The organism is Paenibacillus sp. FSL H8-0079, from assembly GCF_037991315.1.
GTDB lineage: Bacteria > Bacillota > Bacilli > Paenibacillales > Paenibacillaceae > Paenibacillus.
In genome coordinates, this window is record NZ_CP150300.1 from 4,006,774 (window position 1) to 4,032,091 (window position 25,318).

A 25,318-nucleotide genomic window follows, 5' to 3' on the forward strand; every position below is an offset into this window, starting at 1 on the left:
TGTCCTCCCACATATACGACCTGTTGATGCAAATTGAATCCTGAACTACTGTTGCTAACCTCCGATTTGCGACATATGTCGCAGCGTTGGCGTGCCGTTGATCTGTTGCCCGTTTAAGGCTTTTAACATGTCATGTGTTTCGGGTTTGGCTCCGAGCGCCTTGTAAAATAAATCCTGCACCGCCTTGTCATCACCTACGAGTGGACGAACATTGAACTCATCCGACCAGTAGAGACAAGGTTTGATATTACCGTCTGCCGTCAGCCTAAGCCGATTGCAATTCCCGCAGAAATGGCTGCTCACCGGGTGAATCAGACCAAAGGTTCCGGCAGCTCCCACAATGCGATAACTGTCTGCAGGACCATTCCCGTAAATCTCTCCACAGCTTTCGTAATCCCATCGGGCTCCACATGTTTCCAGCACATGTTCGAGAGGCATATACCCTGATCTCCAGCCATTTCCACTTTCTCCAATAGGCATGTACTCAATAAAACGAATATGAATGGGTTCATCCCGGGTCATCCGCAGAAAATCTTCCACCTCATCGTCGTTCACACCTTTCATAAGCACCACGTTCAGCTTGATCGGATGAAATCCGGCCTTTTGGCTGGCTTTAATACCTTCCAGCACACGCTGTACCTTGCCGCCTCGAGTAATGCTTGCGAATCGTTCGGGCTTCAAAGAATCCAGGCTTATGTTCACCCTGGTTAGTCCCGCAGCCTTCAGCAAATCCGCATAAGCTGCCAAATAGATGCCATTGGTTGTCAATGCGATGTCCTCAATTCCCGGAATAGCGGATAACATCGCGATCAGTTGATCCAGCCCCTTGCGAACAAGAGGCTCCCCTCCGGTCAAACGCAATTTCCGAATGCCCAGTGGAGCAAGCGCCTTAACGATGGACGTGATTTCTTCATAGGACAGGATGCGTTCTGTCGGTTCAAACTGCATTCCTTCCTCCGGCATGCAATACACACAGCGGAGATTACAACGATCCGTAACCGAGATTCTCAAATAATCATGTACTCTTCCAAACGGGTCCATTAATTTTGATTCCATACACGTACCTCCCTTCTCTAGGGTGCTGTCTTAACATCGGCTGAAGGAGGGAACTTTCTTCCTCTCATCGCTTGTCATCTTGACGCTAAATATAAGGATCTCTCGCTCTGCGAACTGTGCAAAATATCACAAGAAGTGAAACATAGCGCACAGTTGCACATTTATATATGCTCCACAACGCCTTTCCAAACAGGATTCTAGTCTAAATAAGGCAAAATTATGGCAAAAGAAAATGTGTGAGCAGGCTCACACAGCCCCCTCTTCACGTTTTCTATAATCAAATTGCAACACACACTATCCCTATTTGGAGGAATGACACATGAACACATACGCAGCAACCATTAATGCCACGGAGTACCCACCGCATTTGAAACATAAAGTTATTTTCGAAACGTTTGATCAGTTGCAACCACAGGAATCCATGCTGCTCATTAACGATCACGATCCAAAGCCACTTCGATTCCAGTTCCAGTCCACACATCCTGATGGCTTCAACTGGGAGTATATTGAGCAGGGCCCTACAACCTTCCAAGTCAAAATCAGTAAATTATAGATTGGAGCTGAACCGCTATGGCGCACGTTGAAATCATTGACGATACTACACTTCGCATCACGCTGCGGCTGGAAGACGCCACAACCATGGTTCAATTGGCACAGCGTGAGCAAGCGGAATATGCGCAAGAGATTACCACCATTTACGAAAAAATGCCTGTGTTCGAATATACTCATTTCTGTTTTTACGCCTTTGACAGTGCAAGACTTTTTGAGCGTGTGCTCGGCATGGACCCCAAAGCCTATCTGTCCTTCTCCCTCGATGCGCCGGAGTCATTCTTCTATGCGCTGTACGGTGGGATGGCCGCCCTGTATGAATCATCTCTACAGTTGGTACAGCAGGCGGATGCAGCTAGTGCAGGATCGGATGTGAACGCACATGTCTCCATCTGATATCCATATTGTTGAATTGGATGTGCGTCCTCATCTGAGTAAAAAGTTGGAGCCGTTTCAACTAATCATGGACACGGTCAAAGGCCTTCAACATGAAGATGTCTTTGTACTCCATGCTCCATTCAAACCAACGCCTCTGCTCGGTATTCTCAAGATGAAAGGGTACTCCAGCACTTCGGAACGAAAGGGTTCAGATCACTGGGTTACCACGTTTGTGCACAAAAAAAATAAAACCGGTGCAAAAGTATTATCTGCAATGGTTTTATCTGAATCGGAAGCTGATTCTGAGCCCGGTTCAGACGAAGAATCAGCTTCATGCAAAGGCCATCCGGAGGAGCAAGCTGTTGCGATTGAAAACTTTGAATCTCTACAGGCGCCCAACGTTATACTGGACAATCGCGGATTGGAACCGCCACAACCCATGATGCGAACACTTGCCGCACTTGAGCGTTGCAAACCTGGGGAAGTCGTACTGATTCACAATGACCGTGTACCAGTCTTCTTGATTGAAGAGTTAAATAATCTCGGTTGCCCCTTCACGGTTGAGGATCAAGCTGATGGTACGGCGAAAGTGAGAATTGAAAAAGGGTAAGGAGGCGAAAGCCATGTCCAGGTTGCCGTTTCTTTTTATCATCACGGGCATCTTTGGATTTGTAATGTATCACGCATTCTCCCTGCTCTCGCTGACAGGCTGGCTTGGTGATGAACTAAGAGGACCCGAAGGCTGGTTTCATGCCCATCTGTTTGTACTCGGGTGGGCAACCATGCTGGCTATGGGTGCCGTTTATCAGTTGATACATGTTATTCTGCAATCCAATATCTACAGTCTGTTTCTCGGTTATTGTCATTATTTCTTGTTCAGTATCGGAATCGTGGGCATGTTATACGGCTTCATTCGTGCAGATGTCATCTGGATTGCCGGTTCTGCTACACTCGCTCTCTCGGGCATTCTGTTGTTCGGGTGGAATATGGGCGTTACCCTCTTCCGTGCCTCACAGTGGAATCCGGTAACGATCAGTGCAGCTTGTTCCTGTCTTTATCTGGTTCTTACCGGGATTTCCGGTATGCTGATGGGTCTGAATTTTGCCTTTGGTGATTGGAATGGTCTGCATGAACGATTATTCGGCGCACATATCTGGATGGGAACACTCGGCTGGTTTGGCATGTTAATTACCGGCTTCAGTTACAAAATGCTGCCCATGTTCTACCTGTCCCATAATTATTCCATCCGATTGCAGAAAGTGGTCTTGGTTCTGTGGAATACAGCTGTAGTTACAGGTGTTGTCGCATTTCTGACAGGTATTAAGGGAGGCCTGCTCTGGCTCGCACTCCTACTTCTAACCTCAGCCCTGCTCTTCTATGTGTATCACTTGGAGCAAATTCAGGAGAAACGGCACAAAAGTAACCCAGGTCCGGGTATCCGCTGGTCTGTATATGTAAGCCGTGCGTTTGCTGTATATGCTCTTGCCCTACTGATCTATTCCTCCCAAGGGACTGAGCTGCTGCTCCATCCACGTGTTGTTCTACTGTCTGGATGGGTATATCTCGGGGGTTGGGTGTCTCTCACCATACTTGGCTATGCCTCCAAAATCGTGCCTTTTCTGTGGTGGACCCACAAATATGGCAAGCAGGCAGGCAGACCCGGAACACCGCTAATGGCAGGTATGCTGAGTGAACGGTATGTCAATTGGGGTATGCTCGCCATGGTCGCTGGAAGTGTTCTACTTGTCAGTGGAATTCTAATTAATCTGGCAGAGGTCATGATGGTTGGAGGGACGATTTTGTCTCTTGTATCCATCGTTTATATAACAAATATTGCTTTAGTATTCAGACGTTAACATAACTAAGGTGGACTGGAGAGTGAACATGATGGAACAAACCACGCATTTGCTGGAATGTCTCAAGGAAGTATATGACCCTGAATTAGGTGTCAATATCGTTGACCTGGGTCTGGTGTATGAAGTAAGGGAAGAGTCTGAACGGGTTCATGTACGAATGACGCTGACTACACCAGGTTGCCCGCTGCACGATACAATTGTCGGAGCGGTGAAATGGGTTTTGCAGGAAAATACAAATAAGACCGATATTGATGTTCAAGTCGTGTGGGAGCCACAATGGTCTCCACAGCTGATGTCGAATGAAGCCAAGGAAATGCTGGGATACTTCTAGGCAGAATGACTATAGACCGGATGATTGGACAAGTTGCGGGCGAAATACGAAAAAGCATACTTAAGATCTGATGTTCTCAGACCCAGGTATGCTTTTTGTTTTGCGATGGGAACACACACTTGATCAAGGCATTCTTGAATAAAAAATAAATAAGGAAACTCCAGAAAAGAGTTTCCCTTACGTTTAAGTGCCGTTAAGTGAATCATTCTATCGATTCCTTGATATTAGATGTTAGATGTCCTTTGCATACGATGCTGCTGGCACTTTGTTTAACACCACGAACAAACGAACTTCCTGAGCTCCTGTATTATGGAATGCGAACTCTACTTCACCGCCGCAATGGATCACATCCTCTTGTTTCACCACTTGTTCTTTTCCATCCAGAATAAGTGTACCTGTGCCTTCGACTACCAGTAAAATAACGTCTGTGCCCGGATGTTTATGAACGGGAAGCTGCTGACCTGGCAAAAAATGAAGTACAAAGGTCACTCCACCACCCTGTTGGAATAAAACCCGTTTCGTGAAACGGTCCTCACTGAATACTTTGACTTCTTGCAATGACGTAATACTCATGATAATCGTCCTCCTCGATAATATAATCTGTGAATGCATTCATCTTAACGCAAGAAAGCCCGCGTTTCCTTGATCTGAATCAAGAAAATGCGAGCTTTCTCAGTATCAAAATAGATCCTATCTTCACAAATTCATCCAATACATGACAGAAACGTCTGTGATTTGTACCTGAAATTTATTTCGGGTCAGACCACGAGACGTCCCCTCTTCTCTGCCAAACCAATGATAGCTTCCACCCCTGAATTAAACTCAAGGAAATCCTGCTCGACCCCATCGCTGAAAATGACACCATCCTCTGGCATCTGGGATACAATGTGCAATGGCTGCTTCGAATGGATCTGTCCAAACACGAGATTGGCCGCAGTCGTCCGGCTCGGGAATGGTTCACGTACTGAAAAATATAAATAAGGCGCATCCCAGTTAAAATGATTCTGCTCCTGTCTGCTTCCATGAATGGATGCCGATGCTGTAGCAACCTCACCTTCAGAGTTCAGGTTCTGCCAAGCCGCCGATCCTACAATTCCGGTGGCTCCGGCCAGCACACTTTTGAACCAGCCTGTCGACCCCATGCCTGTGGATACAATGATGCCACTAGAAGATTGTTGTTCTGCGGATGAACCCAAACGCACTTCATAACGTGCCGATACATGCGTCTTCCGACCAATGAACAGATCGTTCACGCCATATAGATACTGTCCATCATTTAGTTCCACTTTGGCGAGAGTGACTTCTTTCAATGTTCGTTGCTTTCGAATGACATCAGGGACAATGAAGCTGAGATCCTCCACGGTAAAAGGTAATAATACCCCGTCCCAACGCATCGGGTCCGGATTCACACCGATGAGCGGCTGCTCGGTTACGTATTTGAGGGTGTTGGCTACAAGCCCATCCTGCCCAACCACGACCACGATATCTTGCTCACCAAAGATAAAATTGGGCACATGTTCGCGATCAATCGTCTGAACGCGGCCCAATTGACCCAGTTGCTGCTGTGCCTGCTGCACAGATAGCCGATAACGACGGTCTTCCTCCATATAATCACTGAAGTCTGCACCCAGACGTTCAATATAGAACTGCGCTTGTTGCACCGTGTTATATCGAACTACCAGCTCTTCCAGTCTGGTCCGGCGCTTCACCAGAATCAGTTTATGTTCGCTCATTCGATCATCCGCCACAGGCTGCTGACGTACAGATTTCCCTGCCTGCTCTGCTTGCTCTCTTCTTCCTAATCTCATCTCGCTCGACCTCCCTGATCTCGGCCTGGCGCAGGAGACATTAATCCCTGTAACAGATCCGGCGAGATATTAAGCTGCCCAATCTTGCCTGCATTTTCAGCTAGTTCCTGGAACGCGAGTGCGATCAGCTTATCAGAATTCATGCCCATGTTCGCCATCGCTTGCAGCACATTAGGCTGTACATTTTGTAACGAATTCATCACGGCAGCAATCTCATACGCTTTAGCATCCGCTTCGGCATTGTGATTGGCAATAGTTAACTCAATCAGTTGCTGCTTACGTTCTTCCATCGCTGTATTGAACTGAAGCTGCTCCTGCTCCATCTCGTTTTGTTTCTGTTTCACCGAGCGTTCTGCCTGTAATTGGGTCTCACGAATTTGCTGTTTCTTCGTCTCTACGGCAATTTCGGTGTTCAGTTCGTTCTCTTTCACTCGTCTTTCCTGTTCAATCGATGCATTCCGACGCACATAGAGTGCTTCATCTGCCTGACGTAAAATCTCTTCCCGCGCTTGTGCTTCCAATGCACGCATCGTCTCTTTATTAGGCAGAATGGCCAGGATGGATAGACTCATTAGCTCAACGCCCAGTTTCTCCAACTCTTCACTTTGCACAACTTCGCGTTTCATGCTGCTTGCCAGCCGTTCACTGGATTGAATAGCTTCTTTCAGCGGCATTTGTTCCAGATGTTTCTTGGTCAGTACTTTGGCTGTGGTGATCACCCGTTGATCCAGCTTGCCGGGGTCGTCGGAGATATACCGATTTTTGCGCAAATTGTACGTGTAATTCAGACTCTGCGTTATTTTCAAATAATCTACAATGCGATAGCTTAGCTGCCCTTGCACAGTAACGGTCTGATAGTCCGCCGTAATCTCTTCGAACATGAACGGTACATCTACCGAGGACACGGGTAGAACGACTACCGATGTGGTTGGCTCATAATAATAGAAGGACAATCCCACACCTTGACGCTGTACCTCACCATTTTTCACTTTCATGACATACTCACTGGGTTGAAATTTCGCAAATCGGAATCCAAACATAGCTCATTCCCCATTTCTTAATATTGTCGTTTTGATATTATCGAAATGATAACAAACAAATTCGATATTGTCAATACGACATTAACAAAATAATCAGATGCCTATTTAGAGAAAGGGATTCCGTCATAACCTCTTTTCTTCCGCAAAAAATAAAGAGATCGAATCATATGACCCGACCTCTTTACCTGCTTCGTTATTTCTAATACAGTTTTTCCATCAGTCTCGCGATTGCAACAGCTCCCTGTGCACGGTTCGCTGTTTCTTTCGGAGCAAACGTGCCATCAGGCATGCCATTTAGCAGTCCAAGTTGTTGCATCGAGGCTACAGCTTCTTTGGCGTATGCTGCGATCTCGGCGTTGTCTACAAACACCATATTTCCTTGTACAGAATTGGTTGCATCCTCACCCTGCACAACCTTCAGTGCTCTGTTCAGCATAACGGCCATGTCTTCTCGTGAAATGCGTTCATTGGCTCCAAAGCTTCCATCTGCCCGGCCTTGAACAATGTTCATTTCAATGCCAAGTCGTACTGAATCGGCATACCACTGCCCTTCCTTAACATCCGTTGGGATCGAAATAGATGGATCAGGCTGGCGTACATCACCAATACCTTTAATAATCATTTGCAAAAATTGCGCTCTAGTCAGCTCACCTTGCGGGGCAAAACGAGTTGCACTCATGCCCGAAATAATCCCTTTACCATAGAGGTTCTGTACCTCTTCGATTGCCCAATTGTGATTTTGCAGATCATTTAATGGCACTTCAACTTCTGCAATGACATAACTACCGGATTCCAGCGGTTTAAACGCCATCGCCTTCGTCTTGTCATCGTACTTGGAATACGTAACAGGTCTCATCTCCCCACTTGGAGATACCGAATGCACGACCATAACTACATCATTCTTCTTAGGCTGCTCTACATTGGATAGAGCAACTTCAACAGCTCTGTTTGTCCATTGCAATGGCTTATTGTTCATTAACAAATTCACTTCAACAATTGCATGATTACCGATCGCTGCTTTTTGAGATGTGGAGAGTATATCTGTCGATCCTGTTGCCACTACGATGTCGAACGTTCCAGCAGTCTCCGCAATGGTTAGCGGGAGTGATCTCAGAGGAACACGGACGGTAGTCGATCCTACCACTACATCCAGGGATTGCACTTCCTCAGAACGAACCCATGCTGCCAGTTGACTTGCAGCCAATTGGAATGTGACTGTCTTCGCTGTGTCAGGCACATCTGCAATCAGCTTCAACGTACGATTTCCTGCATCCATGGATTGCAGTGCCTTAGTTAATTGAGATGCATCTGGACGAATCGAATACTTGTCATCCCCAGTTGCTGTTCCTTTTACCCTTATTGAACCCTTCGCTGGTGCAGCACCCGAATCAACCGGCGGCGTTACAGCCGGATTCCCTGGCGTTGGAACTATTCCCGGGTTGGAAGGTTGTGATGGTACACTTGGTTGTGATGGTTGGCTAGGGCCAGGTGTAACATCTTGACGTACAAGCTTACTCACAGCATCTTGTAACGCACGATCCGCATTGCTTACATCTTGCGATGAAGATTCAACATCCAGAATGAATGCCTTCGCTTCAGAAAGTGCCTTACTGAATACATTCCAGCTTGAAGTCGTGTACTCGGTTTGCTTTAATTTCTCAGCGGTATCTACCGTAGCTTGCAGTGCAGACTTGTCCGCCGGGAACGTACCGTAGGCTTCAAAATCCATAAACCCTACCCATTCTGGACCTTCTGTAATCGTTACAAGAATATAACGCGCTTCTGTATTGTTCGAGAACACGTGTCTTGGCGCTGTTGAAACGACAACGTCGCTCGTGGTATCGATCACTTTCACAAAATTTTTGTTATCATTAGACACTTCGATCTTATATTTGATTCCGCCACTCCACATCGACATTTCGATCTTACGGAGGTTAGCAACCTGTCCCAAATCCACTTGCCACCAGCTACCTTTACTCTGGTCTGTTCCCCATGAACTATTGGGATTGCTGTCAATTGCACCTTCTGGGGAGTTGGGTTGATTGTCCCCCGTACCTGCACTTGTTGAAGCCGTCGCCGTCTTATCTGTAGTTAATGCTTGCAACTGAACGAGACTCTGATTCGCTTGTTGCAGTACTTCATGCGCTTGATTCACCTCAGCTTGCACTGCATTTTGATGGTCTCTCACTGTGATAGCATTCTCTAATGCATCCATTAGTGTTTGCCAGCTACGATGAGTATATGAAGATTCATTTTGCTGTTGCGTCTCACCGATAAGCAGAGCCAATTTTGTTTTATCTACATCGGATAATCCGTTTATAGCATCTTGCAACCGTTTCTCTGCAGCATTCACTTCAGTCTGGGTTGCTCTAGGATCTGTCATAACCTTATCTGCATTAGCAAGAGCCTTGGCAAAAATATCCCAAGTTAAGGCTGACCAATCCGACTCCTTGTATGTCTGAGCATCAGTCAGCTTAGATTGGAGGGAATCCCTCTTCGCAGGGATCACGTTCATTTGCAACATAACTTGTTCAAGCGCAGCTGTTGCAGAATTGGTGTCCGATTGCGTCACTCCAGTTGATGTATACGCTTGGTTGTACACATCCTCTGCTGCCTTAATCGCAGGAGCAAGTGAGTTCCAGCTCGTTTCTTCAAAATCCGGAGCTACCAAACCTTTGGCACGTGTAATTGCAGCCGCTAAATGCTGACGATCCGCAGGTACATTTTCTAGCCCCCGCTTGTAAACATCCAGTGATGGCAAGGCACGTCCTTCGTAGGAGTATCCACCATTCCCAGGAAATTCATCATAATCGAACATCGCATGATTCTCCCAAGCATCGCCTTCGGAAGCAATCCAGCCTACATTCGCCGCTATCCATGCAGGCTCCCAATAGAAGAACCCGGCTCCACGGTTCTCAGGTACGTCAGCAATCATATCCATTATGCCAGCGATTGCATCATATTGACCTTGAACTGTTGCAGGGAATGTTGCTCCTCCAACATGTAGCGCTTCATCCGATCCAATGATATTGCCATGAGCATCCCCATTTTTATAGGAAAATGGATAGGAAGTCTCGGCAATAATCACGTCTTTTTCGAACTTATCCGATACTTCATTCATCGTCTTTTGCACATCGGCAAATGTCCCATGCCAGAACGGATAATAGGAAAGTCCGATGATATCGTAATCAAGCCCACGACTCTCTAGTTCACTAAAGTAATCCTTAAACATTTGTGCTTTACCACCCTCAGCCAGATGGATCATAATCTGAACATGCTGGTCCTCTTCTTGGAGGGCACGCACAGCATCAACACCTCGTTTTAACAATTCATAATTTTCCTGAGGGTTTATCCTGCTGTTGAATCCATTCAACACACCACTATTAATTTCGTTACCGATCTGTACCATATCAGGCATAGCGTTCGCAGCTTTCATCTCACTTACAACTTCATACGTATAATCATATACAGCTTGTTTCAACTGATCGAAAGTATAACTCTCCCAAGCTTTAGGACGAAGTTGCTGGCCCGGATGAGCCCACTCGTCAGAATAATGGAAATCAAGCAATATCTTCATGCCTTTTTCCTTCACCCGCTTGGCTAAACGAATGACATCCTCTTTGTCGTTATAACCACCGGATTTCTGGGGGTCATTCCATAGACGAAGGCGCACGTAATTGACACCACGATCCTTGAGGATATCAAGCAAGTCCCTTTCTGTACCATTACTATCCAGATACTTTCCTCCATTATCCTCAATGGCGGTTAACGTGGAAATATCTACTCCTCTAACATAATCCGTCCGGTATCCTCCAACGGTTACAGTGGCCTTCGGTTGAACAGGGGCTCCATATACTGCACCTGTCACGGTAAAAGTATCAGAAGATGCATACTTCAAAGGGTCAATACTGTCCCATTCTACTGGAACCGAACCCGACTTTCCGTTCAGATACTGTGCTGTCACTTTTGTCGGCAGAACAGGAGCAACCCCAGCCATTGTTTTGACCTGAACCGCATTGTATCTGGTAATGTTTGCCGGATCAGTAGCTTCCTCTTCCCCCCAAACCTTAAGCTCGGATATTCCGGGCCACCAATTTGCTCCCGCATAGTATGGAATCGTGACCTTCACATACTGGACAGGTGTACTGATCTGGAATTCTTCACTGGCAACACTCTGTTTGATTTCGTTAGTCGTTTTGTCCACTGAAGTTGACCAGTTACTTCCATCAACAGATACTTCAATCAAATATTTTACAACTTGGTCTTTGTCCTTCCAGGTTAATTCCGCTCCGGAAAGATCATATGGCGCACCTAGGTCTATGGTCAACCAATGAGGATTGCTCTCAGAAGAAGGTGAGCTCGCACTCCAATGAGTATTTACATCACCATCCACCGCCTTTTCTTTTTGCCCCCCATACAATAGATCTTCCTCACTTACCGTAACCGCCTTATTAAGTGCCACGTTCACTTTCGCATCTTCTGCAGCCGCTGGACGAACCATCAACCCCAGATCACAGAATAGCATCAGCAATACCAGACACCCGCTTATGTACCTTTTGTTCACTCTTGATCTCCCCCTTTTTGTGTTTGATTGTGCATGGATCAATGAATGTTATGAATCTTTCTCATTGTAAGCGCTTAATAGTGATAGGCGACACGGCATAATCGAAAGGAAACAGCAGTTATTTTAACAATATGATCCTGTGACAGTTACATTTGAGCTATACCGATCACACTATTTTGCAAAAGAAAGCAAAAAATCTGTCCGTCCACCCTAAGGCAGAACAGAACAGATTTTTTAGATATATGATCATTGTTACACTTATTTAGAAAGCTTCAATTCAAGTTGTACCTGGATATCATTTTCTGTCGAGAGCACCACGGAGTGTGGATTTTCCATTCCGAAATCTTCGAACGTTACCATGGATGTTGCCGACAACAATACTTCATTATTCTCATAAGCGGCTTTTGCATCAAAAGTCACTTCTTTTTCAACACCTCTAACCGTAATCGTACCATTCATTTTGATATCAACCGTTTGACCGACTGGCCATTCCGCAGGTACACCTTCAAATGAAGTCGCTGTAAATGTTGCTTGTGGATACGTAGCAATGTCGAAGAAATCCGCTTGCTTCACGTGACCATCCCGTTGTCCATTTCCAGAATCAATCCCGTCCATCTCGATCTGTCCTTCTGCTTTCATCTGAGTAGCATCGTCTACATTAATTGTCCAATTGCCTGTTACCTGCTCGTCCACAAAGTTAACAGTCTCCTGCGATGTGGTTACAGAGAAGTATACTTTGGAACCTTCGCTGATGCTCCAGTCTCCATTCAGTTGCTCTGCTGCCGCAGTTTCATTAGCTACAACCGCTCCTGTGCTATCTACTGCTGTTGTGGAAGTTGCTGTGCTTGCAGGAAGAACCTGTTCAATCTCAACGTTGTTCCCCAAGTAACTATTGGTGAGATAGTAACCACCGCCACCGATTACAGCAACCGCCGCCACACCTGTAATAAGCCATGCTTTTGCTTTCTTGTTCATCTGTATGTTTCCTCCAGTATATTATTGTTTAGGTTGCTTGTTGATATGGATATTACCAGTCGAATGTGTCAGGAAGAAGTCAAGAAACGACAAGTTCCTTATTTTTTTCTAATCCCTAATACAGGATTGGCTTTATGCTCTTGCTCATGTAAAATCAGTACAAGCTTATGAAATGAAAGGAGACCGCTTTTCTTGAAATCCATACTCATCGTCGAGGATGAGCAAGCTATTGCACGAGTACTGGCTGCTTATCTGAGAAAAGCAGAATTTGAAGTTCATCATGCAGCAGATGGGCCGACTGCACTTACCCTTTTCGATTCCGTAACACCTTCCCTTGTATTACTTGATGTGATGCTACCAGGAATGGACGGATGGGATCTGCTGCGAATTATTCGTGAAAAAAGTGCTTGTCCCGTGATCATGCTAACCGCACTGGATGACATTTCAGATCGTCTCAACGGCTTGAACGCCGGTGCTGACGATTATATGAGCAAACCTTTTGTACCGGAAGAAGTGGTCGCCAGAGTTAATGCTGTGTTGCGCCGTAATCCACATTGGACCTCAGGTGGTGAGGAGAAGCGTTCCTTTGGTAATCTCGTCATTGATCTTGCTGCCAAGCAGGTGCTGCTTAACGGTGCAGAGGTTGCACTCACACCTCGTGACCTGTCGTTACTGTTATTCCTGTCCGATTATCCCAATCGTACATTTACCAGGGATCATCTTATTGAACAGGTATGGGGAATGGATTATGACGGCAGTGATCGTGCTGTGGATTTATCGATTAAACGACTACGTCAAGCCCTCTCCCACTGGTTACCAGAAACAGGAGAGATTCGGACGTTGCGAGGAATGGGGTATCAATTTTGGATCGCCAACTGAAACAAAAGAAACCCAAACGATCGATATCCATTCTGTCACACTGGACACTGCGATATTTTCTAATTTTATGTATTGGTTTCACCATCATTGTGGCAGGGGCGCTCTACTGGATTCGAACAACCTCTATTGAAAAAAGCCTTAAGACCGCAGAACTGCTTGGTCTGGAGATCGCAGATCGAGTGACCAGTGAAAACAACGTGCTTCGGGTTCCACCCGATCTGGACAGAATGGTAACCAAGCGAGAGAAACTATTCAATACAGATCATTATTTTTGTGTCATGATCTTGGATAACAATAATCAATTGATCTTTTCCCAGCCTAAAATGGAGCAAAAAGATGTGCATTATCGACTGTCAGACGACTATCGTGAACCGCGCAATAACAAATATGCAGGTGTAACGGTCAACATATCCGAAGGCGATCAAACCTTGGGTAAAGTGTGGGTCATGCAGTCGAAACAATCCATTACGTTTGGTCCAGAGACCATATGGCTCGTTGCTCTAATCCTGGGAGGACTAATCCTCTGTGGATGGTTTACGATCTATCTCCTATCCAGTAAGTTATCCAGACCTATTCGTCAGGTTGCCTATGCCGCTGAGCAGATTCGAGGTGGTAATTATGATGTGAGTCTTGATTTGAATACACGAGAGCGTGAGATCAACGAACTTGTAAATTCATTCCGCGATATGGCCACTCGTCTCCAACAACTCGAAGAATGGCGCACAATTTCGCTGGCAGGGGTGAGCCATGAACTCAAGACACCGGTAACTTCCATCAAGGGGCTCGTTATGGCGGTGCGTGACGATGTCGTGAGTCCACAGGAAGGAAAAGAATTTTTGGATATCGCTTTGAAGGAATCCGAACGTATGGAGCGCATGGTCGCGGATTTGCTTGACTATAATGCAATGGCTGCAGGAAGTGTTGCCGTTCGCAAGGAACGAACAGATCTGAAGCTATTGGTCGGTGAGATCATCTATCAGTGGAAGATTGCGTATGAGGATAAAATGCCAGAGGTTCAGCTGCACTCCCCTCCAGTTACATTCTTTACGATGGGGGATGCACTTCGCATTCAGCAGATCATTGTTAATTTGCTTAATAATGCACTTCATGCCACAGCTCCTGAACAAAAGGCTGTCTTCGATATTTATCTACGCGCAGAAGAACAGATGCTGTATGTTGAGGTCAAGGACAACGGTACAGGAATCCCGGCAGAGGATCAACCCAAAATCTTCGAACGGTTCTACCGTGGAGAACTCAAGAAACGCCGTAACCGTGGTCTGGGTCTAGGATTAACTTATAGTCGCTTACTCGCTCAGGAACAGGGCGGTGAACTGACACTTGTCTCCAGCAGCCCGGAAGGGAGCATGTTCAGATTAAGCCTGCCACGCTGGACTGCCACGCAAGAAGCCATCACTACAGAAAAGGCATACGGAGCAGCCGTTAAAGTGTAACGCACCACGCTAACATGACAAATAGCCCAGAACTCCACTCAGGAGACTGGGCTATTTCATCTTTGTTCCCTTTTGCTTTATCCAAAACGGAAGCACTCAACACTCTAATACACGTGGCCTGTATTCATCGTAAGCATCCGAGACCAATTGCTTATGAAGTGCACTGCTGGCAATAATCGCTTTCCGCTTTGCTTTCAGAACAATCTGCTCTACATCTGCATAACTGCACCCTGCCAAGCGTTCAGATATGTAATCTTCCAGCAGGCTCTCCTGTTCAAATGCCCCCACCAACTTGCTGATATACAATCTGCGACTTGCATCATCAGGCATACCATAGGTCATCTTGGTATCAAAACGCCGCCAGATAGCGTGATCCAATTGGGTTTCAAGATTCGTCGCAGCCACCAGAATACTGTCCCCATCGAATTCGTCCAGACACTGCAACAACGTATTGACGACACGCGCCATCTCTTTCACTTCATCATTGCTCTCACGTGTACGGCCTATGGCATCAAATTCATCCAAAAATAACACACAGGGATTAATTCTTGCATATTCGAATAACTTGCGTACATTACTCCCCGTCTCCCCAAGATGGCTATGAATGATCGCATCTAATCGCACGAGAACCAATGGTAGATCAAGGCGCTCAGCCAGATGCGATGCCGTTAATGTTTTTCCCGTGCCCGGCGGCCCGAACATGACCATTTTGTTGGGAATTGATACATCATGCTCTCTGAATTTCTCTTTCATGCCCAGAATGGTGATGAATTCATTAATGATGCGTTCATTTTCAGCGGAAAATACAATATGTTGGGCTTTGCGCCTACACTCTTTCGGGGTGTAAAAAGCAGCCATATCGATGCCTTTCGCTCGGGGAATCCGATTCATATGATTTATTTTGCTCATGTATACACGTGCTCCTTCATTTATAGTTTCAGTCCATGATTCAAGTTATATAAGTTGAACTAATGAATATTTACACTGACCACTTCGTTGACAGAACAACCTTCCGATCGCTGTTATCCCCAGATTTTTTGATTATTTCCCTAGAGGGGAAATCCGGGGATAAAGGCGAACGCTCCGCTTCTTCAGGTTCTTTCTGTCCTCTCCGTTTTCGTGTAAATGTTTAGTTCAATTTATATAGAATCAATTAGACTTTTAATCGTAATTATTACTATTAAATAATAACACACTACTGCCTTTTTGCAAAGATAACCACAGTGCGTCCACTATTTTGCCACAGAAGGGGGGCATTTGGTTGCAAGCATCATGAAAATTTGCTATTCTAAGTATGCATCGTTGTGTATAATGCAAAAAAGCCCTCTGAATTTCATGAGAGCAACAAAATTTTCCAGATTCGCAAGCGGCAACTTGCTATATCCGGATTCTTTATACCAACGAATGTAATCCAATTAAAGTGAGGTTAACAATCATGGCAAAAGACGTATTGTGTGAAGTTAATTCCTGTCGTCATTGGGCTCAAGAAAACAAATGTAGCGCTTCTTCAATCTACATCGTGAGCCACACTTCCAAAGATGAAGTTCGTCAGTCTGCTGAAACAGACTGCAAAACTTTCGAAGTGAAATAAGAAATTGCATATGATCCACATAAAGGAGCCCTTACCGGTTCCTTTTTTCTTTGTCTATTGTAACAAGAATGATAATTATTATCAAGCCCTAATCTGCAAAAATGCTCACCTCTTAAATGCACATTGGACAGATTGCCTACGTACACTACGTAAGAAGTCAGTCTGCCTATGAACGATTAGAACCAAGAGGTGAATAACAATGCCTGTTAAAAGCGGCGCACAGTATCTTGAACGAATTAATGCCCAGTCCGTCCCCTGCTGGTACAAAGGTAAGCTTATTACTGGAAAACGCTCTGAACATGTTGCATTTTCTGGCTTGATGGAGACTCAGAAGTACATGTATAATCTGCAATCTGATCCTCAATTTGCGGAAACGATGACGTATGCCTCGCCGGCAGACGGCAAACCTGTGGGCATATCTTTCCTCCCTCCAACCAGTGTCGACGACCTCCGTAAACGCCGGGAAGGGATGAATATCTGGGCGAATGTGCATCATGGTTTTCTTGGTCGCTCACCCGATTACATGAATACAGCCATTATGGCCTTTTACACAGGTGCGGATCTCCTGAACGAATTATCTCCCCAATATGCAGAAAATCTCAAGAATTATTATGCATACTGCCGTGACCATGATATCACACTATCCCATGCTTTCATTCAGCCACACGCCAGCAAAATATCAGGGCAAATGGATGCTACTGAGGATGCTATTGCCGCGAAGGTCGTAGATCGCACTGAGGAAGGTCTCATTATTAGCGGTGCATTCATGATGGCTACCCAAGCTGCAACTTCGGATGAGATTTTTGTCTATCCTTCACCTTCTCCTGCCCCATTTGATGATGAGAACCCATTTGCATTTTCCTTTGCTGTCCCGAATGATCTGCCAGGAATCAGTCTAGTATGCAGGGATACTTATGCAGCCGAGTCTCACGCCAACTATCCGCTGAGTTCCAGATATGAAGAAATGGACAACATCGTCATCTTTGACCAGGTACTCGTTCCACATGAACGAATATTTTTTGCAGGAAGTGAGGAGATGTCCTCCCGTCTCTTCAGTGGCAGTCATTTTCATATTCACGCTGGTCATCAGGTATTGTGCCGTTATATTGCCAAGACGGAATTTGTTCTTGGTACACTCCAACTTCTCACGGATACCCTTGATCTGAATACGGAAGCACATGTCGTAGAAAAAACAGCACGTGTATTCGCAGGTCTTGAATCGTTAAAAGCGTTGGCCTTGGCCGCAGAAGCAGGTGCCATCCCCGATGGACGGGGATTTATATTACCTGCACCCAAACCATTAATGGCAGCCAATCTCCTTTTTCCGAAACTTTATCCTGAGATGATTGAAATCCTGCAACTCTTGGGTTCAAGCGGGGTGATTATGGTGCCTCAAGAAGAAGAGTTTCAATCCAATATCGCTCCTTCACTAAATATGTATCTTAAAGGAAACGATATGGCTTCTCACGAACGCAACGCGCTGTTCCGCCTGATCTGGGAACTTGGGGCGGGATCATTCGGGGGCAGACAGACCCAATTCGAACGATTCTTTTTTGGCAATACTATAACGGTATCGAATCGATTATTCTCCGCCTGCAGCAAAGATCAGACGAATCGTCAGCTCGTTCGTGATTTTCTGGCTAACACCAGCAAATAAGAGAACTAACGGATCATTTTTATACCAGATGGTCATAGACCGTCATCAGTTCAGAGGCTGGTCTGCTTGCATCCATATCCCGCATTGCAGGCTGGTCTCCGTAACCGATATGAAATACCCCGAGCACCTTCTCTTCACTAGTCAAGCCCATCAGATTCATAAACACAGGATGTTGTTGATAATCATTGATCTTCCATACGGCGTTCAAACCCTGCTCCGCAGCCAGAATACTAAAGCGTTTGCTCCAGGCTTTGGCGGGTAGAAGATCATCCTCACGGGCATTGGTAGGCGCCACGACAACCAGATGGGCAGGAATCGCTTCCGTGTATTGATATGTAGCCCAGTCGCCGTAACGATCGGCCAGATGGGGTGGATAGCTCTGTCTGACCGCTTCCAGGTAAAGCTGACGTCCTTCGCCTGCAAACAACATAAACCGCCAGGGTTCTGAACTCATTACATATAATGAAGGATCTGCTTCATCAAGCAGCTTTCGTATAACCGATTGTGGTACGGGCAACGGACTGAATTCGCAAGCTCCTAAACGCCTCTTGCCGCTGCTTATATCCTGACTTAGACCGGTAGACATGGAAACTTCCCCTCCTCTATCTGCTTGATATATTCTTGGACTGTCTTCACATCAACCATGTTTTCTTCGGCTCGGCAGCTTCTGTTCTCCAGCGATCTACCTCTTCGTGTATCCGTGCTTTATCACGCGTTGTAAATCGCTCTGACTCCACCACTTCTGCTTGCGGCATACTGTCACGTATCAAGTGAATATAATCCATGGAACGTACCAGCGATTTGCGACCAGGGATGTACCTGATTTTGCGTCCTTCCAACAGGCAATAAACCTCGATCATACCCGGTAATTTACCGAAGGCTTCCCAACAGAAAGCACTGACCATATGCTGAAATGCCTCAACTACGTTCGGATCATGGACAACCATATATTTCTGAACAAGCAGCGAATCCCAGCCTTCTGGTTGCCAGGCTGCCTGAAATATCATCGACAAATGCATGGATAATGAAGGTAACTCCGTTCTCCACTGTTCAAACAGAATAGCTGGATGCTTCAGATCATCGTTCATTGCAATAGCGAGCGACAATTCATCCGTGATCTTGTTCTTCACATCCCAGTAATGGAGGACAGATTCAAAACCATTTGTCTTCTTGGGCCACCACTTCTCAAGTAAATACTGTATCGGTACCTCTTTGCGAACATCGGGGTCAAGACTGTAAAAGGCATTGACCGCATGGCTGACCGCATATTGTACACGGTGCCTCCATTGCAGAGGAGAACGTTGCTCAGACACCGGCTCAGGGCGGATGAATCGGTGTGGACTGCGCAACATCTCTTCCAATCTGTAATCTTCAAGCAGACGTCCAGGAAGATCATTCCTTCCGACGGGCATCGCTGCCTGAACATTATGTCTTAACATGACCTTTAGGACACCTGTAATCCGGCAGCAGCGAAGCGTTTGCCAAAGTCACGGCATGTATCCTTCTCCTGCTCAAGCGGACTGTATTCAATCTTTAACATCTCTGGAGATACCTCCGCCCCACGCTCTTGCAGCTTGGCAGCCGCGAGATCAACAGCACCACAGAACTGCTCATACGAAGTGTCACCACTACCGAACACCGCAGCTCTCTTTCCACTCAGGTCAAGCTCATCCAGCTCCTCATAGAAATCCAGGAATTCATCTGGCAACTCCCCGTCTCCCCAGGTGTAGACGCCAATCATAACTCCGTCATAATCCAATACATCCGCTGCATTACAATCCGTTACGGATTTCAGGTCTGCCTCGTGGCCTCCCTGTGTAATTCCTTCCACAATCAGTTCTGCAATTTCTTCTGTATTTCCCGTCATACTCGCATAAGCCACTAACAATTTAGCCATCTATTTTTCCCTCACTTTAGTTTGATCATATTAATATTCTCTCGGAAGAAAGAATGGATTTGAATTATCAAAATCATATGTGATAATGATTATCATTGTCAAATTATTTTTTTGGATATCTTTGTTTTTCAGTATATGGTGAACGTCCGATTTCAACACAGCAAAAAATCTTCGTCTTTTCAGGTCAGCTGGGCTCTGTTCCTTCAATACTCCCGTCCCCCAACTGGCGTACAAGCCCTTTTTTGTTGTACAATAGTATCCAAATGACTTTTGAAGGATGGATAAATTATTATGTACGTAGCTAAGAATTGGAAGGACTATGAAGTAATCGATACAGGAGGCGGCGAGAAACTGGAGCGTTGGGGAGATGTCATTTTACGCAGACCCGACCCTCAGATCATCTGGCCTCTTGAGCAAGAAACGAATGAATGGCGTCAGGCGCATGGTCACTACCATCGTAGCTCCTCCGGTGGCGGTAACTGGGATATGAAAAAGCCCATTCCCGAGCGCTGGACAATCGGATACGAAAACTTGAAATTCCATATTAAACCGACCAGCTTCAAACATACCGGCCTGTTCCCTGAACAAGCGGCTAACTGGAGCTGGATGATGGATAAAATCTCCAATGCAGGACGCCCTATTTCTGTCTTGAACCTGTTTGCATATACAGGCGGAGCAACGGTAGCCGCTGCTTATGCAGGCGCTTCTGTAGTGCATGTGGATGCAGCTAAAGGCATGGTTCAATGGGCCAAGGAAAATGTTCAATTATCCGGACTGGCTGATCGCCCTGTTCGTTTTATTACAGATGATGTATTCAAATTCGTACAACGGGAACAACGGCGCGGGAATCGTTATGACGCCATTATAATGGACCCTCCTTCTTATGGCCGCGGTCCTAATGGAGAGACATGGAAGCTGGAAGAGAACCTCTATCCTTTCCTGAAGTCATGTATGACGATTTTGTCGGATAATCCATTATTCATGTTGGTAAACTCATACACTACGGGCATCTCCTCCACGGTTCTGCGCAACATGCTGACCATGACGATGTCTGCCCAGTACGGTGGCCAAATCACTGCTGGTGAAATCGGTCTGCCGATTACACGCAGTGGTCTTGATCTGCCTTGTGGTATTCTGGGCCGTTGGGAGTCTTAATCATGTCAGAACATCGGCATGATCACGATGCGATTCCGATTTTGTTTGAAGACAACCATTTGTTAGGTATTACGAAGCCGGTCAATGTACCTACTCAGGAAGATGCATCAGGCGATCCGGATTTGCTTACATTGCTGAAGCAGGATCTGAAAGAGCGATATAACAAACCTGGTAATGTCTATCTCGGATTAGTACACCGACTTGACCGTCCTGTTGGAGGGGCAATGATCTTCGCCAAAACATCCAAAGCAGCTTCGAGATTGTCCGAGACTGTGCGGGGACGTCATTTCCGTAAAATATATGCGGCTGTTGTACACGGCAAGTTGCCTGCACAGCAGGGAACGTTAAAGCACACGTTGCTGAAAGATGCACGCACGAATACCGTTACCGTTGTGCCTAAGGGCACGGCTGGGGGTAAGGATGCCGTTCTGGATTACCGGGTCATTGGCGAGACAGACGGATATAGCCTCGTTCATATCGAACTGCATACCGGCAGATCTCATCAGATTCGGGTGCAAATGAAAGAAATCGGCTGCCCTCTGTATGGAGATCAGAAATACGGCGCAAGCGTGAATAAACCCGGGCAACAGATTGCTCTTTGGTCTGTCATTGCAGCTTTTCCACATCCGGTTACCAAGGAAGAAGTTATTTTGCAATCCTTGCCTGCAAGAGAATTCCCTTGGGCAGAATGGCCAGCTGCCGTGTACCAAAAAGCTTTTGAATAACCTCTATTAAGTACGTGTTCAAAAAGACTGGTTTTCAGTTGTAATCAAAAGCGTTTTTTTGAACAACCTCTATAAGTGCACAGGATCAGGTTAAATCTGTCCATACAACGTGTCGTTCAGATCCTGTATCTGAATGACACGTTTTTTAATATTTTCAGCTAAATACCTAAATACCTAAGCTACAGAGAGGAGACATCATGATGACCCCATTTACCAAACAAGTCATTGCGATCATCGCGGCGATTCCTGAAGGTAAAGTGATGACTTACGGTCAGATTGCAGCCCACGCTGGAAGTCCAAGAGCCGCGAGACAAGTCGTACGAATCCTGCACTCGATGAGCCGCAAAGAACGCCTTCCTTGGCACCGTGTCGTCAATGCAAAAGGCGAAATCTCCATACCGGACGAACACTCGCGCATGATGCAGGAAACAGAACTGATTAGCGAAGGTGTCGAGTTTCAACTGAACGGAACCATTAATCTCAAACAGTTCGGACATGAGCCCGATCCTGTATTTCTTCTCGATCCATCGGCCCAGCCCGAATAAGACGTCTCCCCTCATATCGCGCACAAAAAAAGAGAACTCAGGCAGTTATGGGCTCCCCCATTTCAACTGCTAGAGTTCTCTTTTGTTATTTATCCGATATTCGTTATGCTGTTGCTGTCACTTTTTCCTGTTCTACAGTAACAGGTTCAATAGCTGGTTTCGTTTTACGGATAAAGAATGCCATGATCAAAGCCACCACGGTCATTCCGGTAGCAACGATAAACGCATAGTTTACACCATAAATCGTTGCATCTGCCGTAGCACGCACCATTGCTGCCTGATCATCCGGATTAACTTGACCTGCAGCCAATGTCTCTGCCAGATGCGTTTTGAGCTTGCTGCTCATAATGGTAACGAGAATCGCTGTACCGATCGCACCAGCAACTGTACGCAATGTGTTGGACATCGCTGTACCATGCGCGTTCAGACGTTGAGGCAGTTGATTCAAACCTGCTGTCTGGATCGGCATCATCAGCATCGACATACCGAACATACGGGCCGTGTAGATAAACATCATGTAGCCATAAGTAGTATCGATTGCCAAGCGACTCAGTCCAAAAGTTGTAATTGCCGTAATCGCAAGACCTGCAACCGAAAGCCAGCGTGCGCCCACTTTATCAAATATGCGACCTGTAATTGGAGACATGATCCCCATCAATATCGCACCCGGCATCATCAGAAGCCCTGATTCAATTGGTGAGAACCCACGAATATTTTGCAGGAAAATAGGAAGCAGGATCATACCTGCAAACATCGCCATCGTCACGAGCATATTGATGATCGTTGTTAATGTATACATGTTGTACTTGAAAATCCGGAACTCAAGCAGTGGATGATCTGTTGTCAACTGACGAATAACGAACAGAATCAAGGATATCGCACCTACAACAAGGCATCCAATGACAATTGCACTGCCCCATCCATCGGTACCCGCATCACTGAATCCGTAGAGCAAACTACCAAAACCAAGTGTAGATAAAATAACGCCTGGATAATCCAATTTAGGTTTGGACTGACGTGTTACATTTTTGACAAAAGCAATACCGATTGCCGTAGCAATAATAGAGAATGGCAAGATGATGTAGAACAACAATCTCCAGGAATAATGCTCAACCACATAACCTGAAAGTGTAGGCCCAATCGCAGGAGCCAGAATCATCGCGATCCCCATAGTTCCCATGGCCTGACCGCGTTTCTCAATCGGGAAGATGGTCAGGAATACAACGGTCATCAGAGGCATCAGGATACCTGCACCTGCCGCTTGAATAACACGACCTACCATCAGAATGGTGAAGGTTGGACTAAGACCACAGACTAACGTCCCTATGGTAAAGAGAGTCATGGCTGTAATAAAAATTTGACGTGTTGAGAATTTCGCAATCAGATATGCCGTAACTGGAATCAGTACACCGTTGACGAGCATATAACCCGTAGTTAACCATTGGGCTTTGTTAGCATTGATAGCGAGGTCTTCCATGATTTTAGGAAGCGCTACGTTCATCAGGGTTTGGTTCAGGAATGCCACAAAGGCACCAATTAACAATGCAGCTACAATCGGGCCTTTCTTGATGTTGTCCATCGCGGAGGATGGAGCTGCAGCAGTAGTCGTACTCATATGTTGTTCATCTCTCTTCCTTGTAACTTTTCAATCATTTGACTATGAATTCTAAGTAGGTGTTCGAGGTCTTCCTTCGATATATCCAGAATGGGTGACACTCTCTCCATCCACAAATGGTGTGTTTCCTGTTGGGCCTGCTCCCCTTTATCCGTGATCTGAAGTTTAACGGATCGGCGGTCAGCATCTGAACGTGTCCGAACGATATACTCGCCCTTGACCAACCGCTCCACAACAGCACTCATGGAACTGCTGCCCATATGGCATAGCTCAGCCACTTCGTTGATGCCGATCGAAGGACGCTCCCTCAGGATGGATAACACCATAAACTGAATCGAAGTCAGCTCGATCTCCTTGTTTTCATTCCAAAATGCTCGAAAAAGCATTTGATTCACCTGGCGGAACGAATTGATAATATAGAATACTTCATACGTATCAGTCATTGTTTCACCCTTTTACTTTTGGAATATAATATTTCGTACACGAAATATCAGGGGAACAATTACTTATTATAACAAAAATATTTACATAGTCAACTCTTTACATATGATTTTGTCTGAATAATATTAGGACATACTAAATGTGATATATCCATGCCTTTAATCAACTAACTTGGACACAGTGTGTATCATATGTAATTTTCAAATAAAATAACCACAGGACTCCTGCATGAAACGCGCAGGCACACCTGTGGTTGTTCAAAAAAATCAACATCGGTTCATACCGAAGTCGATAATGCAGGCTCTTTGGTCTTGGGCGTTGTCATTTTGCCTAACAGATATACCAGCAGTTGTTGATTGTGCATTGAAATGTTACTAAGTACGGAATTCATGAATGCATTACGGATGGTGATGCCCCGCTCTGTCTCCATTCTTCCTTTGTCGGACAGAGATACCCATACAATGCGTCGATCCTGATTATCCCGATTCCTGCGAATCAGATCGTTCTTCTCCATACGATCGAGCAGCATGGTTACGGCAGCTGGCGTCGTCGCCAGAAAAGGAATCAGATCGGAAGGTTTCATCTTCTGATGATCCTCAAGTACCTCCAGAACAGCCAGCTGAGCCTCCGTCAATGAGGGTGCCAGCTCTTGATCCATATGCAGTTTATAATCTTTGGTTAATCTGGACCAACACTTGGCAAAATCGGAATTATACATCTTACATCGCTCCTCTCTGCAACCGGTTATCACTTCACCTGCTTAAGTTTTCGCGCTTCAAAGCCGCATTCCTGCTGCCTTTTTTCA

At 45.8% G+C, this 25,318-nt stretch carries 25 protein-coding genes; 12 read left to right on the top strand and 13 right to left on the bottom strand.

Features of this window, described 5'->3' with window-relative positions; translation table 11 throughout:
* Nucleotides 1-54 precede the first annotated feature (54 nt).
* Nucleotides 55-1,056: a GTP 3',8-cyclase MoaA gene (gene moaA, locus MHI06_RS17810; protein WP_340398642.1), complete on the bottom strand. Its 1,002-nt coding sequence runs from the start codon at nt 1,054-1,056 to the stop codon at nt 55-57.
* 319 nt (nt 1,057-1,375) lie between these two features.
* Between moaA and MHI06_RS17815 the strand changes: the two genes are divergently transcribed.
* Genes MHI06_RS17815 through MHI06_RS17835 form a run of 5 tightly spaced genes read left to right on the top strand, consistent with a single transcriptional unit; the run spans nt 1,376 to nt 4,170 of the window.
* Nucleotides 1,376-1,609, top strand: a complete 234-nt coding sequence (locus MHI06_RS17815) for a DUF2249 domain-containing protein (protein WP_036613358.1) — start codon at nt 1,376-1,378, stop codon at nt 1,607-1,609.
* Nucleotides 1,610-1,626: 17 nt separating this feature from the next.
* Nucleotides 1,627-2,001 carry a hypothetical protein gene (locus MHI06_RS17820; RefSeq protein ID WP_340398643.1) on the top strand — a complete coding sequence of 125 codons (375 nt, stop codon included), beginning with the start codon at nt 1,627-1,629 and terminating at the stop codon, nt 1,999-2,001.
* Complete coding sequence (locus tag MHI06_RS17825; RefSeq protein ID WP_340398644.1) at nt 1,988-2,593, top strand: DUF2249 domain-containing protein; 606 nt, start codon at nt 1,988-1,990, stop codon at nt 2,591-2,593. The genes MHI06_RS17820 and MHI06_RS17825 overlap by 14 nt, the downstream gene beginning before the upstream one ends.
* 13 nt (nt 2,594-2,606) lie before the next feature.
* Nucleotides 2,607-3,839 (top strand): hypothetical protein, encoded by a 1,233-nt coding sequence (locus MHI06_RS17830; RefSeq protein ID WP_340398645.1) that lies wholly within the window; start codon nt 2,607-2,609, stop codon nt 3,837-3,839.
* Nucleotides 3,840-3,867: 28 nt separating this feature from the next.
* Entirely contained in the window at nt 3,868-4,170 is a 303-nt protein-coding gene (locus tag MHI06_RS17835) for a metal-sulfur cluster assembly factor (RefSeq protein WP_200904543.1), read from the top strand.
* Between the two features lie 231 nt (nt 4,171-4,401).
* Here MHI06_RS17835 and MHI06_RS17840 read toward each other — a convergent pair whose 3' ends face one another.
* The 5 genes from MHI06_RS17840 to MHI06_RS17860 all read right to left on the bottom strand — a co-directional run bounded on the left by MHI06_RS17840 (nt 4,402) and on the right by MHI06_RS17860 (nt 12,557).
* Entirely contained in the window at nt 4,402-4,743 is a 342-nt protein-coding gene (locus tag MHI06_RS17840) for a cupin domain-containing protein (RefSeq protein WP_340398646.1), read from the bottom strand.
* Between the two features lie 185 nt (nt 4,744-4,928).
* Nucleotides 4,929-5,903, bottom strand: coding sequence for a sugar kinase (locus tag MHI06_RS17845; protein WP_340402144.1), 975 nt, complete (start codon nt 5,901-5,903; stop codon nt 4,929-4,931).
* 71 nt (nt 5,904-5,974) lie between these two features.
* On the bottom strand, nt 5,975-7,018 hold the full coding sequence (locus MHI06_RS17850) for an SPFH domain-containing protein (RefSeq protein ID WP_062835104.1): 1,044 nt from the start codon (nt 7,016-7,018) through the stop codon (nt 5,975-5,977).
* A 199-nt stretch (nt 7,019-7,217) separates the two neighbouring features.
* Nucleotides 7,218-11,582, bottom strand: a complete 4,365-nt coding sequence (locus tag MHI06_RS17855; protein WP_340398647.1) for a glycosyl hydrolase 53 family protein — start codon at nt 11,580-11,582, stop codon at nt 7,218-7,220.
* Nucleotides 11,583-11,840: 258 nt separating this feature from the next.
* Nucleotides 11,841-12,557, bottom strand: coding sequence for a YceI family protein (locus tag MHI06_RS17860; RefSeq protein ID WP_340398648.1), 717 nt, complete (start codon nt 12,555-12,557; stop codon nt 11,841-11,843).
* Nucleotides 12,558-12,749: 192 nt separating this feature from the next.
* Here MHI06_RS17860 and MHI06_RS17865 point away from each other — a divergent pair, with 192 nt between their 5' ends.
* Together MHI06_RS17865 and MHI06_RS17870 are read left to right on the top strand one after the other, a co-directional pair.
* The gene (locus tag MHI06_RS17865; RefSeq protein ID WP_062835107.1) at nt 12,750-13,436 is read left to right on the top strand and encodes a response regulator transcription factor; all 687 of its coding nucleotides are present in this window, start codon (nt 12,750-12,752) and stop codon (nt 13,434-13,436) included.
* Nucleotides 13,421-14,887, top strand: coding sequence for a HAMP domain-containing sensor histidine kinase (locus MHI06_RS17870; RefSeq protein WP_340398649.1), 1,467 nt, complete (start codon nt 13,421-13,423; stop codon nt 14,885-14,887). Before MHI06_RS17865 ends, MHI06_RS17870 begins: the two co-directional genes overlap by 16 nt.
* 96 nt (nt 14,888-14,983) lie before the next feature.
* On the opposite strand, the gene MHI06_RS17875 is transcribed toward MHI06_RS17870, so the two are convergent.
* Nucleotides 14,984-15,796, bottom strand: coding sequence for an ATP-binding protein (locus MHI06_RS17875; protein ID WP_340398650.1), 813 nt, complete (start codon nt 15,794-15,796; stop codon nt 14,984-14,986).
* A 526-nt stretch (nt 15,797-16,322) separates the two neighbouring features.
* On the opposite strand from MHI06_RS17875, the gene MHI06_RS17880 reads away from it, so the two are divergent.
* Nucleotides 16,323-16,478 (top strand): DUF1540 domain-containing protein, encoded by a 156-nt coding sequence (locus MHI06_RS17880; RefSeq protein WP_105408991.1) that lies wholly within the window; start codon nt 16,323-16,325, stop codon nt 16,476-16,478.
* Nucleotides 16,479-16,677: 199 nt separating this feature from the next.
* Nucleotides 16,678-18,135 carry a 4-hydroxyphenylacetate 3-hydroxylase N-terminal domain-containing protein gene (locus MHI06_RS17885; protein ID WP_340398651.1) on the top strand — a complete coding sequence of 486 codons (1,458 nt, stop codon included), beginning with the start codon at nt 16,678-16,680 and terminating at the stop codon, nt 18,133-18,135.
* A gap of 19 nt (nt 18,136-18,154) precedes the next feature.
* Here MHI06_RS17885 and MHI06_RS17890 read toward each other — a convergent pair whose 3' ends face one another.
* Genes MHI06_RS17890 through MHI06_RS17900 form a run of 3 tightly spaced genes read right to left on the bottom strand, consistent with a single transcriptional unit; the run spans nt 18,155 to nt 20,032 of the window.
* A complete protein-coding gene (locus tag MHI06_RS17890; RefSeq protein WP_169482559.1) occupies nt 18,155-18,721 on the bottom strand; it encodes a nitroreductase family protein in 567 nt (188 codons plus the stop codon).
* A gap of 46 nt (nt 18,722-18,767) precedes the next feature.
* Nucleotides 18,768-19,574 (bottom strand): hypothetical protein, encoded by an 807-nt coding sequence (locus MHI06_RS17895; RefSeq protein ID WP_169482557.1) that lies wholly within the window; start codon nt 19,572-19,574, stop codon nt 18,768-18,770.
* 5 nt (nt 19,575-19,579) lie between these two features.
* Nucleotides 19,580-20,032, bottom strand: a complete 453-nt coding sequence (locus MHI06_RS17900; protein WP_169482555.1) for a flavodoxin — start codon at nt 20,030-20,032, stop codon at nt 19,580-19,582.
* Between the two features lie 291 nt (nt 20,033-20,323).
* Here MHI06_RS17900 and MHI06_RS17905 point away from each other — a divergent pair, with 291 nt between their 5' ends.
* From MHI06_RS17905 to MHI06_RS17915, 3 genes are all read left to right on the top strand, one after another.
* Nucleotides 20,324-21,187, top strand: coding sequence for a class I SAM-dependent methyltransferase (locus MHI06_RS17905; protein WP_340398652.1), 864 nt, complete (start codon nt 20,324-20,326; stop codon nt 21,185-21,187).
* A 2-nt stretch (nt 21,188-21,189) separates the two neighbouring features.
* Nucleotides 21,190-21,912, top strand: coding sequence for an RNA pseudouridine synthase (locus tag MHI06_RS17910; RefSeq protein ID WP_340398653.1), 723 nt, complete (start codon nt 21,190-21,192; stop codon nt 21,910-21,912).
* A gap of 200 nt (nt 21,913-22,112) precedes the next feature.
* Complete coding sequence (locus MHI06_RS17915) at nt 22,113-22,457, top strand: MGMT family protein (protein WP_340402145.1); 345 nt, start codon at nt 22,113-22,115, stop codon at nt 22,455-22,457.
* Nucleotides 22,458-22,560: 103 nt separating this feature from the next.
* On the opposite strand, the gene MHI06_RS17920 is transcribed toward MHI06_RS17915, so the two are convergent.
* From MHI06_RS17920 to MHI06_RS17930, 3 genes are all read right to left on the bottom strand, one after another.
* Complete coding sequence (locus MHI06_RS17920; protein WP_169482550.1) at nt 22,561-24,072, bottom strand: DHA2 family efflux MFS transporter permease subunit; 1,512 nt, start codon at nt 24,070-24,072, stop codon at nt 22,561-22,563.
* A complete protein-coding gene (locus tag MHI06_RS17925) occupies nt 24,069-24,515 on the bottom strand; it encodes a MarR family transcriptional regulator (RefSeq protein ID WP_062835118.1) in 447 nt (148 codons plus the stop codon). Before MHI06_RS17925 ends, MHI06_RS17920 begins: the two co-directional genes overlap by 4 nt.
* A gap of 275 nt (nt 24,516-24,790) precedes the next feature.
* Nucleotides 24,791-25,231 carry a MarR family winged helix-turn-helix transcriptional regulator gene (locus MHI06_RS17930; RefSeq protein WP_340398654.1) on the bottom strand — a complete coding sequence of 147 codons (441 nt, stop codon included), beginning with the start codon at nt 25,229-25,231 and terminating at the stop codon, nt 24,791-24,793.
* Nucleotides 25,232-25,318: the final 87 nt, after the last annotated feature.